The following is a 12,593-nucleotide window of genomic DNA, read 5'->3' as shown; positions in this document are numbered from 1 at the left end:
CTCCCCAAATATCGGCCACACTCTTCGGTGTGTGCCGTGGGCACTCATGATCGCTGCTCCGCGCTGCACGTCAAGTGCGGCCGCTCGGCGCGCGGGTGCCGTCGTACCTCTGTCCGTCCGGGAAAGGTGAAGCAAGCGATGTCAGTGCGGAAAGCTCACCGCATCACGAACGGGTTCGCCGGCACGTCCGTCGCGGTCGAGATCCAGACGCTCTTGGTCTCCTGATATTCGCGCACCGCGTCGATGCCGCTTTCGCGGCCGACGCCGGAGTGCTTCATGCCGCCGAACGGCATCATGTAGCTGATGGCCCGGTAGGTGTTCACCCACACGGTGCCGGCGCGCAGTTGCTTCGGCACGCGGATGGCGCGGGCGAGATCCTTGGTCCAGATGCCGGCGGCAAGGCCGTAGATCGTGTCGTTGGCGATCCGGATCGCATCCTCCTCGGTGTCGAAGGAGATGATCGACAGCACCGGGCCGAACACCTCCTCGCGCGCGATCCGCATGGTGTTGTCGACGTCGGTGAAGATGGTCGGCTCGACGAACTGGCCGCCCCTGATGCCGTCGCCAGTGGCCGGCTTGCCGCCGAGCAGGCAGCGCGCGCCTTCGGCCTTGGCGATATCGATATAGTCGAGTACCTTCTTGTATTGCGCCGGCGTCGTGATCGGGCCGACATTGGTGTCGAACTGCATGGGATCGCCGATCTTGGCGGACTTCGCCAGCTCCAGCACGCGCGCGACGAACTTCTCCTTGATCGAGCTCTGCACCAGAAGGCGCGATCCGGCGATGCAGGTCTGCCCGGTGGCGGCGAAGATGCCGGAGATCGCGCCGGCCGCGGCGGCGGTGAGGTCGGCGTCCTCGAACACGATGTTGGGCGACTTGCCGCCGAGCTCGAGCGAGACGCGCTTCAGGCTCTTGGCCGCAGTCTCGTAGACCTTTGCGCCGGTCGTGTCCGATCCGGTGAAGGTGATCTTGGCGACACCGGGATGCGCGATCAGCGCGGAGCCCGCCTCAGGACCGAAGCCGGTCACCACATTGAAGATGCCGTCGGGAATTCCGGCCTCCTTGGTCAGCGCGGCGAATTCCAGCGTGCTGGCCGAGGTGAATTCCGACGGCTTGACGACCACGGCGCAACCGGCGGCGAGCGCGGCGGCGCATTTCCAGGCCACGAACAGCAGCGGCGAATTCCAGGCGGTCAGCGCCGCGACCACGCCGACCGGCTCATGCGTCGTGTAGGCGAAGGTGTCCGCCTTGTCGATCGGCACCAGGCCGCCCTCGAGCTTGTCGACGAGCCCGCCGAAATACCACCACCACTCCGGATGGTAGCGCAGCTGGCCAAGCATCTCGGCCACCAGCTTGCCGTTGTCGCGTACCTCGATCTCGGCAAGGCGCTCGGCATTGGCCGCGACGAGGTCGCCGAGCTTGCGCATCGCCTTGCCGCGCGCGGACGCCGTCATCCTCGCCCACGGGCCGTTCCACATCGCCTCGTTGGCGGCTTTCACCGCCTTGTCGGCGTCGGCGGCCGTGCCGCGCGGAATCTTCGCCCAGGCCTCGCCGCGATAGGGATCGATGCTGTCGAACCATTCGCCATTGGCGGGGTCGACATACTGGCCGTTGATGTAGAGCTGATAGGTTTTCATGACATCCTCCCGCAAGGCGATGGTTCTGGTTGGCGGAAGGCTATCACGCATTGCGCGACGCCGTCATAACGCCGTCGCGTGAGCCGGGTTGCAGCCGGGGCGGGCCGCTATCGGCCATGCGGCGCGGCAAGCTCAGCCGCGATGATCGCGCCGAGCGCCATGTCGCTCTGTTGTCCGAAGCCATGATGCACGATATTGCCGTCGCGGCCGATCAGGATGCTGGTCGGCGTTCCCTGCATACCGTAGCGCTGCATGGTGACCGGGATCGGCGCGCCTTCGCCGGCCTCGTCGACGCCGATCGGGAAGGTCAGCCGGTACTCGTGGATGAAGGCTTCCAGCGACACCTCCGTCATCGCCGCGTGGTGCTCGAAGACGGTGTGCAGCCCGATCACCTGGAGGTCCGAATGCTTGAACAGCTCGAACGCGCGCTGGGTCTGCGGCGTGCCGTGCGCGACGCAGCCGGGGCACAGCATCTGGAACGCGTGCAGCAGCACCGGCCGGCCGCGCAGTGCGGCCAGGGTCAGCGGTTCGCTGGTGTTGAACCAGCGCGACGCGGCGAGTTCAGGTGCGGGAGTCACAGCTGGGTTCCTTGCGTCTGCCACCTCGCGGCAGGGTGGCAAGATCGGCGCGGGTCTGTCAACGACCGGCGAAGCATGACCCGGAAAAGTGCGAAGCGGTTTTTCGGACCGCATGTCCTCTGCGGCCCAAGCCCGCTCGGCATACGCCGTCGCTTTCGTGATCGATGGATCATTCGGACAGGGGCGGCTCACGCGAGGGGCGGATTCTCTTCGAGACGCTCGATCAACAATTCAGTGAGGGCCCGTACTTTCCGTGAGGGATGTTGGCCCGGCGGGCGAACGACGTATGCACCTGCCGAGGGTGGTGGATGGCGTGTCATCACCGGAACCAGCGCGCCGGATGCCAAGTATTCATGGATGACGCAATCGGGGAGCCAGGCGACGCCGAGCCCTGCCGCCGCGGCGACGGCGAGAGCTGTGCCGTTGTCGGCCTTGAAGCGCCCCCGCGGATGAACCGTGACGATTTCGTCGCCATCCATGAGTTGCCAGGTTTCGGTACCCTGCATCAGTGCTTCGTGGCCGACGAGTTCGTCCAGCGTCTCGGGGGCACCGTGCGCCTCGATATAGTCCGGGCTCGCGACAAGCTTCCCGTAGATCGGTCCGACGCGTCTCGCGATCAGGTTGGAGTCTGGAAGATAACCAACCCGGATGGCGCAATCAAATCCCTCGGCAATAAGATCGACGAAGCGATCGCTGTAGGCGGTATAGATGTGAAGCTGCGGGTAGCGTCGCGCCATTTCCGCGAGTATGGGGGCGAAGTGGGTGGGTCCGAAAGAAAGCGGCACAGCAATGCGCAAGCGGCCACTTAGGTCTCCTCCAGGCAGGATTGTTTCCTTGGCCGCATCGATTTCGGCGCGGACTCTGGCTGCATGATCTCGAAATGTGTTCCCGGCTTCGGTGAGAGCAGCGCCACGGGTGGTTCTTGCAAGAAGTTGGACGCCTAGTTCCGCCTCAAGCCGGATCAGCCGCCGGCTGATGATCGACTTCGAAACGCCGAGCCGGTGCGCGGCGGCCGAGACGCCTCCAGCATCGGCGACTTCGACGAATGCAATCACGTCTTCGATGTCCAACTCAGCGTTCCCCATTTTGCGACACAGCTTCGCAGAATAGGGCGCTATCGTATCACAAAAGGGAATGACAAGTGTCCGGGCACGGCGCCGCAGGCGGCGCATGTCTCGCCACAACAGAGGATGTATTCATGAGCTTTCGTAATGGGCTTGCTTCGCTTCTTCGCCCTGAAGACTCGGTGCTCGTTCTGATCGACCATCAGCCTTACCAGCTTGCGAACGTGAACAGCCGCGAACCGCAGATGGTGATCAACAATACGGCGGGCTTGGCGAAGGCCGCCAAGGCCTTCGATGTCCCCACGATCCTGACGAGCGTGATAGCGGAACGGGGCGGACTGCTCTTCCCCCAGATTACGGATGTGTTTCCCGGCCAGAAGGTGATCGACCGTACGTTCATCAACACCTGGCAGGACCGGAAGGTGGTGGATGCGGTCAAGGCTACCGGCCGCAAGCAGCTTGTCATCGCTGGCCTATGGACCGAGGTGTGTGTCGCGATGCCGGCGATCCAGGCACTCGGCGAAGGCTGGGACGTGACGGTGGTCACCGATGCGTCGGGCGCCGTGTCGGTCGAGGCGCACGAGGTCGCCATCCAGCGCATGATCGCGGCCGGCGCTAACATGATGACCTGGCTGGCCGTGGCGGCCGAATGGCAGCGCGACTGGGCCCGGACCGAACAGGCCGCCAAACTGACGGAGGTGGTCACGCAGCATGCCGGCGGCAGCGGCATCGCGTTTCTGTGGGAGCAACAGTTGCTCAACACGCCCGTGCCGAGCACCCGAGACTGATCTCATCGGGAATGACGAGAACCACGCGCGATGCGCCGCGAGAGCTGACGTTCGTCGAACCTCGTCATTCCCCTCCCCATGAGAGTCGTCCATGCGACCCTGCACACGCGTTGCGGATTCGTGAGTGCACGGCCTAGTCAGGACGCGCGTGCTGCTGCCCGCCGCGCGCGCCGCGCGGCGCGGCGGCGCTGGGTCCAGAGCCGCGCGCGGTCGAGATAGAGATAGACCACCGGCGTCGTGTAGAGCGTCAGGATCTGGCTCAGGATCAGCCCGCCGAAGATCGCGATGCCGAGCGGCTGGCGCAGTTCGCTGCCTTCGCCGAGGCCGATCATCAGCGGCACCGCGCCGAACAAGGCAGCCAGCGTCGTCATCATGATCGGCCGGAACCGCATCAGGCAGGCCTCGTAGATCGCATCGCGCGACGACAGCCCGCGCTGGCGCTCGGCATCGAGCGCGAAGTCGATCATCATGATGGCGTTCTTCTTCACGATGCCGACCAACAGGATCACCCCGATCATGCCGATGATGTCGAAATCGGTGTGCGACAGCATCAGGGCCGCCACCGCGCCGACGCCGGCCGAAGGCAGGGTGGAGAGGATGGTCAGCGGGTGGATGTAGCTCTCGTAGAGCACGCCGAGCGAGATGTAGATCGTCGCCAGCGCGGCGAGGATCAGGAACAGCTCGTTCGCCAGCGCCTGCTGGAAGATTTTCGCGGAGCCCGCAAAGCCGCCGGAAATGCCCGCGGGCATGCCGAGCGCGTGCATTGCGTTCTCGATCGTGGTGGTCGCCGTGCTCAGCGAGACGCCCGGCGGCAGGTTGAACGAAATGGTGCTGGAGACCAGGAGATCCTGATGGTTGACCGAGAGCGGCGTCTCGCCGTGCTCGAAGCGCGCGACGCTGGACAGCGGGATCATGGTCTCCGCGCTGGTGGAGACCGCGGTTCCGGTCGATGCGACGCCCTTGCCGGTGGCGCCGATCGAATTGGTGGCCTGGTTGCGCACCACATTGGCGGCGACTGCGCTGACCGAGCTTTTTTGCGAGGACGAGGCCACCGTGCCGGCCACCGCGTTGGTGCTCTGCGTGCCGCTCGCCGAGCCGCCCGAGGTCGAGATATAGACCTCCTTCAGGGTCTGCGGGTCCTGCGAGAAGCGCGGCGCGACCTCCATGATCACGTGATACTGGTTGCGCGCGACGAAGATGGTCGAGACCTGGCGCTGCCCGAACGCGTCATAGAGCGTGTTGTCGAGCTGGCTGACCGTGATGCCGAGCCGGGAGGCGGCGTCGCGATCGATGATCAGATTGGCCTGCAGCGCCTTGTTCTGCTGGTCGCTGTTGACGTCGGCGAGCGTCGGCTCCTTCTGCAATGCCGCGACGAGCTTTGGCGTCCACTCGTTCAGCTCCTCGAAGGTCGAGCCCTTCAGCGTGTACTGATAAGCCGCGTTGCCCGAGCGCCCGCCGGCGCCGAGGTCGCCGATCGATTGCAGGAACAGGGTGGCGCCCGCGACGCTCGCCAAGGGTTCGCGCAGCCGCTCGATCACCTTGTCGGCGCGCAGCCGCCGCTCGTCCATCGGCTTCAGCGAGGCGAACACGGTGCCGGTGTTGGTGCCGCCCGGACCCACACCACCGCCGCCGGTGAAGCCGACCGCGGTGTCGACCGCCGGATCCGACTTCACGATGTCGATGAACTGGGTCAGCTTCTGCTGCATCAGCTGGAACGAGGTGCTCTGGTCGGCCTGGATCGAGCCGACCAGCAATCCGGTGTCCTGCTGCGGCACGAAGCCCTTGGGCACCACCTTGTAGAGATGGAAGTTCAAATAGAGCGTCGAGCCGAGGATCAGCATCACCAGGAGCGGATGGCGCAGCGCGAGGCCGAGCGTCGCGCGATAGCCGTTCAGCATCAGCTCGAAGATGCGCTCGCTGATCCGGTAGATCCGGCCATGCGGCCGGCCCTCCTCCTTGCGCAGCAGCACCGCGCACATCATCGGCGTCGTGGTCAGCGAGACCACCAGCGAGATCACGATCGCGATCGTGATGGTCATGGCGAATTCGCGGAACAGGCGGCCGACCAGGCCGCCCATCAAGAGGATCGGCACGAACACCGCAATCAGCGACACGCTCATCGACAGCACCGTGAAGCCGACCTCGCGGGTGCCGACCAGCGTGGCCTCGAGCCGCGACAGCCCGGCGTCCATGTGGCGGGTGATGTTCTCCAGCACCACGATGGCGTCGTCGACCACGAAGCCGGTCGCAACCGTCAGCGCCATCAGCGAGAAGATGTCGAGCGTATAGCCGAGCAGATACATCACCGCGAAGGTCGCGATCAGCGACACGCCGACCGCCACCACAGGGACCAGCGTCGCCCGTGCATTGCGCAGGAAGGCGAACACCACCAGGATCACCAGGGCCACCGCGATCAGGAGCGTGATCTCGACGTCGTGCAGCGAGGCGCGGATCGTCTTCGAGCGGTCCATCGCCAGCGTGATGTCGACCGCGGGCGACACCGAGGCCTTCAGCTGCGGCATCAGCCCTTTGACGCTGTCGACCATCTTGATGATGTTGGCGCCCGGCTGCCGGTACACGATCATCACGACGGCCGGCTTGCCGTTGGAAAGGCCGAGCGTGCGCACGTTCTCGACGGAATCGATTACGTCGCCGACGTCGGTCAGGCGCACCGCCGCGCCGTTGCGGTAGGCGACGACCAGCGGCCTGTAGTCGGCCGCCTTGCGGGCCTGGTCGTTGGCATAGATCTGGTAGCGCTGGTTGCCGACGTCGATGCCGCCCTTCGGACTGTGCGCATTGGCGCTCGAGAGCGCGGCGCGGACGTCCTCGAGCCCGATGCCGTATTTGTAGAGCGCCGGCGGGATCAGCTCGACGCGCACCGCCGGCAGCGAACCGCCGCCGACCGAGACTTCGCCGACGCCCTCGACCTGCGACAGTTTCTGCGCCAGCACGGTCGAGGCGGCGTCGTAGAGCTCGGCCGGCGTCAGCGTGTCCGAGGTCAAGGTGTAGATCAGGATCGGCGCCGAGGCCGGGTTGAACTTGCGGTAGGTCGGGTTGGCGCGCAGGTTGGTCGGCAGGTCGGCGCGCGCCGCGTTGATCGCCGCCTGCACGTCGCGCGCGGCGCCGTTGATGTCGCGGTCGATGTCGAATTGCAGCGTGATCCGGGCGGAGCCGAGCGAAGACACCGACGTCATTTCGGTGACGCTGGCGATCTGGCCGAGATGGCGCTCGAGGGGGCTCGCCACCGTGGAGGCGACGTCGGCCGGGCTGGCGCCTGGCAGCGTCGCCTGCACCATGATGGTCGGGATGTCGACGTCGGGCAGCGGCGACACCGGCAGCTTGAAGAACGCAATGATGCCCGCCACCACGAGGCCAAGCGACAGCAGTGTGGTGCCGACCGGCCGTCGGACAAAGGGGGCGGAGAGGTTCATCGAATTTGCGAGCGCTGTTTGCGGATGAGCTTCTATCCGTCCGCGCCGGGATGCAAAAGCCTAAATGTCACAGGGAAATGCCATACACCTGCCGCGATTTATCGGATGCGGGTGCATCACGCGGCCAAAAGCGCGATCTGGCAACAAACGGTTTACAAACGCCGATCGATGCCGCTGACGTGGAAGGGCTCTACGCTGCGGTGACGCAACGCAGCCTACGCATCCCGGGCGTCTTGCAGCGGCTGACGAACCCCATGGACATCATGCAGCATTGTCGCCAGCTGGTGCAGCTGCGTGTCGCGAAAGCCCTGCTTCTCGATCGAGGCCACGGTCGAGAGCACATAGTCGCGGTTGTTGCCGGAGCGGCCATGGCCCTGCAGCACCAGGCGCTGCTGCTCGGCGAGCGACAGCCGCCCGGCATATTGCACATGGCCGCGATCGACCACATAGGCCAGCGCAGAGACGCGCTCGCGCGCGGCATTCTCCAGCCACACCGAGCGCATCACCTCGCGATAGACGTTGGTGGTCTGCTCGCGTCCGCGCAAATAGGCGATGGTGTCGTGGCGCAGGCGGGCGGCGACGCGGAACGCGATGCCGCGGCAGGCGCCGCCGCGGTCGAGCCCGAGCACCAGGCCCGGCTTCTCCGGCGTGCCGCGGTGGTCGAACGAATAGACGCAGAGCGCGCGATGCTCGCCGATCAGCCGCGCCGGCACCTGTTCCAGGAACTCGAAGCCCGGCTTCCACATCAGCGAGCCATAGCCGAACACCCAGAGGTCGCCGTCGGTTTCGGAATGGGGAGGATTTGCTGACATCGCGCTGATGGGCTAGCAGAACGGGCCGTGGAAGCGAAGCAGATTCCGTGATGTTTCCAAGGCTTGCTCAAGGCTCGCTCAAGGGTTGCTCGGGGCTTGTTCAAGGCTCGCGGCCGCTTAGATTTTGACAAATTCGCCCGCCAAAGGACCTGCATGTCGGATCAGACCTCCGCCCCCCGCCGCCGCTCGCGCTTCGGCCTTTATGCCGTCCCCGTCGCGGTCCTGATCGCCGCGGTCGCATGGAGCGCCTTCTGGTTCTTCGCCGCCTCGCAGGTCGGCGTGCAGGCCGATGCCTGGCGAGCGCAGGAGGCGAAGGCCGGCCGGGTCTATGATTGCGGCGATCGTTCGGTGGCGGGTTACCCGTTCCGGTTCGAGGTCCGCTGCACCGATCCGAGCGTGATGCTGGTCTCGCAGACCGCCTCGCCGCAAATGGCGTTCGTGGCGCGGCTCGCCGAGATCCTGGTCGTGGCGCAGGTCTACGATCCCAAGCTCGTGATCGCCGAATTCAAGGGCCCGGCCACGATCGCCGAACGCGGCGCGCAGCCGACGCTATCGGTGAGCTGGAGCAAGGGACGCAGCAGCGTCGTCGGGCTGCCGGCGGTGCCGCAGCGCGCCTCGCTTGTGTTCGACGATCTCGCCATCGACCGCAGCGGCGGTGCCACGCCGGCGCCGCTGGCGCGGGTCAATCACATCGAGCTGCACGGCAGGCAGGTCGACGGCTCGGCGCCGGACAGTCCCGCGATCGAGACCGTGCTGCAGATTGCCGGCGGCACCTTGCAGGACGTGCATCCGCTGCTCGCCCAGCCGTTCAACGCCGACATCCATGCGCGGCTCAACGGCCTGAAGGATTTCTCGCCGAAGCCGTGGCCGGATCGCTTCCGCGAGATCCAGGCCGCCGGCGGCAGCGTCGAGATCCAGCAGTCGCGGATCGAGCAGGGCGATGTGCTGTCGGTTGCGGCCGGCACGCTCCGCCTCAACGCGCAAGGCCGCATCGACGGCGAATTGCAGATGACGGTCGCCGGCCTCGAGCGCGTCATCCCCGCGCTCGGCATCGACAAGGTGCTGGAGGAAGGCGTGCCGCAGTCGACGCTCGATCGCGTCGCGCCCGGCGTGAAGAGCCAGGACCTCAGCAATCTCTTCGGCGCGCTGGATCGCGCCATCCCCGGCCTCGGCAAGGTGATCAAGCAGAACGCCAATGCCGGCATTTCCGCCGGCATCAATTCGCTCGGCACCGAGGCCATGCTCGAAGGCAAGAAGGCGCGCAGCTTCCCGCTGCGCTTCGCCGACGGCGCAGTGTTCTTGGGGCCGCTGAAAGTCGCGCAGATCCCGCCGCTGTTCTGAGCCGCGGCGGATTGCGCGGACGCGAACTTGCCCGCGCCCTGTCAGGCATGCTCAAACGGGCCGACCTCGCGGATCACCTTGCAGATCTGCAGGAAGCCGCTGGCGTAGAACTCGGCGTGTCCCCGCTTCATGGTTTCGACATGGTCGGGGTGATTGCGCCAGGCTTCGAGCGCCTCCTCCGAAACAAAGCGAAACAGGGTGAGCTCCTCGCCATCCTCCGCCTTGAATGATTTGACCGAAAGGAATCCCGGAAGGCGGCTGACAATGTCGTACATGCGTTCGCCCAGCCGGTTGTATTCGTCGAGCGCGGCGTTCTTCCGTAACTTCAAGTCACCAACGACAATGACTTCACCGATCATGTTGCAGTCCTCCGTCGATCCAATGTCCGTGGCAGGTTGAAAACCATCGCCCGAACACAATTCGAAATCGCGACCTGCGTTGTTACGCCTCCACCCTGAGCGTTGCTTGCGCGCGCTATCGTCGATTACCGCGATCTATTCCCGTCGCCGCGATGAGAAAAACGTGACCGGAATAATGCGCCTCGGCGCGAATATCACTTCCCGAATACCGCTCTCTCTCGCCTGAGGAAGTAACCTCGTGTGGAGGAAGCGATGCGAATTCTCGGGGGAATTCTGCTCGGCAGCATGCTGCTGTCGGCAGGGGCGGCGTTGGCGGAGGACGATGCGTCCGAACTGCGTGCGTTGAAGGCACGGCTCAAGCAGCTCGAGCAGAAAATGGAGACGCAGGCGCGCAAGGAGGAGGCGCTGGCCGCAAGACAGAACGCAATGCAGAACACGCAGATGACGGCGAAGGCACCGGTGCCGTTCGATCCCTGCGCATCGGGCAAGCTCTGCTACAAGGGCGTCACCTTCACCTTCGGCGGCTGGGTCGATCTCACCGGCATCTATCGCAGCCGCAACCTCGCCTCCGATTCGGGCTCGGTCTACAATTTCATCCCGTTTCCGCAGAACAAGAACTACAACACCGGCGAGTCGCGCTTCACCGCGCGCCAGACGCGCTTCTCGGTGCTCGCCGAAGCCAACGCCACGGAGAACGTCCACGTCGCCGGCTATGGCGAGCTCGATTTCGAGGGCGCCGCGCAGACCGCCAATTCGGTCGCGACCAATTCGTTCAATCCGCGGCTGCGGCAGGCGAGCATCGAGATCGACCGCAGCGATCTCGGCCTGCATGTCCTTGCCGGCCAATCATGGTCGCTGAACACGCCGAGCAAGGCGGGCATCGATCCGCGAGGCGCCGATACGCCGGGCGTGATCGACTTCGAACTGGTGCCGGGCTTCCTCGGCGCGCGTCAACCGGGCGTCCGGGTCTGGCAGGATATCGGGCCCGAGTTCAAGCTCGCGGTCTCGGCGGAGAACCCGCAGACGTCCTTTTTCGGCGGCAACAACCCGCTGGTCGGCACGCCGGCGGTCGGTCCGCAGGGCGTGCTCAATCCGAACCTGCTGGTCAATCTCGCCGGTCCGGGCGGCAGCTTCTTCAACAGCCTGAACAATGTCAGCCTCAACCACGTTCCGGATTTCACCGTGAAGGGCGCGTGGGATCCGCGGCTCGGACCCTACAAGCTGCATGTCGAGGCGTGGGCGCTCTACCGCGACTTCTATGATCGCTTCAACTTCGCCAATCACGACGTCAACACGGTGAGCTTCGGCGGCCATCTCTCGGCCGAGATCGTGCCGAAGCTGCTCGAGGTGCAGGCTTCCGCCTCTTACGGTGCGCTCGGCCGCTTCACGGCAACGCCGTTCCCGGATGCAACCGTGCGCCAGGACGGCTCGATCCAGCCGCTGCCGATCACGGCCTTCCTAGTCGGCTCGGTCTGGCACACGACGCCGTCGCTCGATCTCTACGCCTATGCCGGGCTCGAAAAGACCAAGGCGACCTTCTCCAATGTCGGCACGGTGCCGTTCGGCTACGGCAATCCGCTCTACAACAACCTCGGCTGCAACATCGAGAACTCGCCGGCCGCGACCTGCAACGGCAACACTTCGGAGGTGAGGCAGTACACCGCGGGCTTCTACGACACGATCTTCAGGGGCTCCTACGGCACCATCAAGGCCGGCGCGCAATACTCCTACACCCAGCGCTTCGCCTTCCAGGGTGTCGGCGGCGCGCCGAAGACCGACGACCACATCGTCATGACCCAGATCCGCTACTACCCGTTCTAGGGTGTGATGATGTTATTTCGAGCCGAGCTACGAACTCTGGTTACCTCGCCCCGCGCGCGGGGTGAGGTCGGAGCGCATCGTTAGATGCGTTCCGGGTGAGGGGGAGCTTCCGCAAACGTTGCTATCACCATCTATGCGGAGGTGGCCCCTCACCCCAACCCTCCAAGAGCAAGCTTCGCTGGTCTCGCCCCCGTAAGAACGGGGAGAGGGAGTGAAGCCTGGAAAGGAACACGCACATGAGGATCGTGACCAGACCGAAGCAGAGGGCCGTGATCGCGCGCGAATTGATGATGGTCAGCCGCGCCGCGCATGTGCTGCAGCGAACCGGGTTGGCGATGGCTGGTGCCATGGCCGGCACCTTCGTCGCCGCCCAGCTCGCCAAGGGCCATGTCGCTGTCTTCGGCACGCTGATCTTCATCGCGACGACGATCGTGATCGGCGCCGCCGGCTTCTATCTCGGCATCGATATTCCCAAGCCCGCGATGCGCGGCACGGGGCGCATCGATGCCGTCGAGCTCATGAGCGCGGGCGGCATCTTCCTCGCCGCGCTGGCTGCGCTGGTGTCGGTCTACGGCATCGTGTTCGACGAGATTCCGCCGCGCACCTGGGAGTTTGTGATCGGCTCCTGGTGGTTCGGTGGCGGCATCATGCTGGCAACCGCCGGCCTCGTCGGCCGTCAGCGGCCGGCGCAGAAGGCCGCCGCGATGTCGACGGGGCCGATCCGGGATCAACGGCTGCGGCGGTGAGCATGGTCGCGGACCT

The 12,593-nt window shown here is 65.3% G+C and carries 10 protein-coding genes; 4 read left to right on the top strand and 6 right to left on the bottom strand.

The annotated features are described in order from the left end of the window. Positions 1-155: 155 nt before the first annotated feature. The 3 genes from E2I15_RS27800 to E2I15_RS27790 all read right to left on the bottom strand — a co-directional run bounded on the left by E2I15_RS27800 (position 156) and on the right by E2I15_RS27790 (position 3,285). On the bottom strand, positions 156-1,637 hold the full coding sequence (locus E2I15_RS27800) for an aldehyde dehydrogenase (protein ID WP_137478895.1): 1,482 nt from the start codon (positions 1,635-1,637) through the stop codon (positions 156-158). 107 nt (positions 1,638-1,744) lie between these two features. Continuing rightward, positions 1,745-2,215, bottom strand: coding sequence for a peroxiredoxin family protein (locus E2I15_RS27795; protein ID WP_137478896.1), 471 nt, complete (start codon positions 2,213-2,215; stop codon positions 1,745-1,747). Between the two features lie 188 nt (positions 2,216-2,403). After that, a complete protein-coding gene (locus E2I15_RS27790; RefSeq protein ID WP_137478897.1) occupies positions 2,404-3,285 on the bottom strand; it encodes a LysR family transcriptional regulator in 882 nt (293 codons plus the stop codon). A 128-nt stretch (positions 3,286-3,413) separates the two neighbouring features. Between E2I15_RS27790 and E2I15_RS27785 the strand changes: the two genes are divergently transcribed. Beyond that, positions 3,414-4,067, top strand: coding sequence for a hydrolase (locus tag E2I15_RS27785; protein ID WP_137478898.1), 654 nt, complete (start codon positions 3,414-3,416; stop codon positions 4,065-4,067). 137 nt (positions 4,068-4,204) lie between these two features. On the opposite strand, the gene E2I15_RS27780 is transcribed toward E2I15_RS27785, so the two are convergent. After that, on the bottom strand, positions 4,205-7,498 hold the full coding sequence (locus E2I15_RS27780; protein WP_137478899.1) for an efflux RND transporter permease subunit: 3,294 nt from the start codon (positions 7,496-7,498) through the stop codon (positions 4,205-4,207). A gap of 215 nt (positions 7,499-7,713) precedes the next feature. Further along, positions 7,714-8,310, bottom strand: a complete 597-nt coding sequence (locus E2I15_RS27775; protein ID WP_137478900.1) for a gamma-glutamylcyclotransferase — start codon at positions 8,308-8,310, stop codon at positions 7,714-7,716. 153 nt (positions 8,311-8,463) lie between these two features. Between E2I15_RS27775 and E2I15_RS27770 the strand changes: the two genes are divergently transcribed. Next, entirely contained in the window at positions 8,464-9,651 is a 1,188-nt protein-coding gene (locus E2I15_RS27770) for a DUF2125 domain-containing protein (RefSeq protein WP_137478901.1), read from the top strand. A 41-nt stretch (positions 9,652-9,692) separates the two neighbouring features. On the opposite strand, the gene E2I15_RS27765 is transcribed toward E2I15_RS27770, so the two are convergent. Then, positions 9,693-10,010 carry an antibiotic biosynthesis monooxygenase family protein gene (locus E2I15_RS27765; protein ID WP_137479073.1) on the bottom strand — a complete coding sequence of 106 codons (318 nt, stop codon included), beginning with the start codon at positions 10,008-10,010 and terminating at the stop codon, positions 9,693-9,695. 252 nt (positions 10,011-10,262) lie between these two features. Here E2I15_RS27765 and E2I15_RS27760 point away from each other — a divergent pair, with 252 nt between their 5' ends. Beyond that, positions 10,263-11,831 (top strand): hypothetical protein, encoded by a 1,569-nt coding sequence (locus tag E2I15_RS27760; protein WP_246668062.1) that lies wholly within the window; start codon positions 10,263-10,265, stop codon positions 11,829-11,831. Between the two features lie 236 nt (positions 11,832-12,067). Beyond that, on the top strand, positions 12,068-12,577 hold the full coding sequence (locus E2I15_RS27755; protein WP_137478902.1) for a hypothetical protein: 510 nt from the start codon (positions 12,068-12,070) through the stop codon (positions 12,575-12,577). Positions 12,578-12,593: the final 16 nt, after the last annotated feature.

Origin of the sequence: Bradyrhizobium sp. BR2003 (assembly GCF_009720285.1) — a bacterium.
Taxonomy (GTDB): domain Bacteria; phylum Pseudomonadota; class Alphaproteobacteria; order Rhizobiales; family Xanthobacteraceae; genus Bradyrhizobium; species Bradyrhizobium elkanii.
The sequence above is the reverse complement of the archived record's forward strand: the minus strand, read 5'-3'. Positions and strand labels throughout refer to the sequence as shown.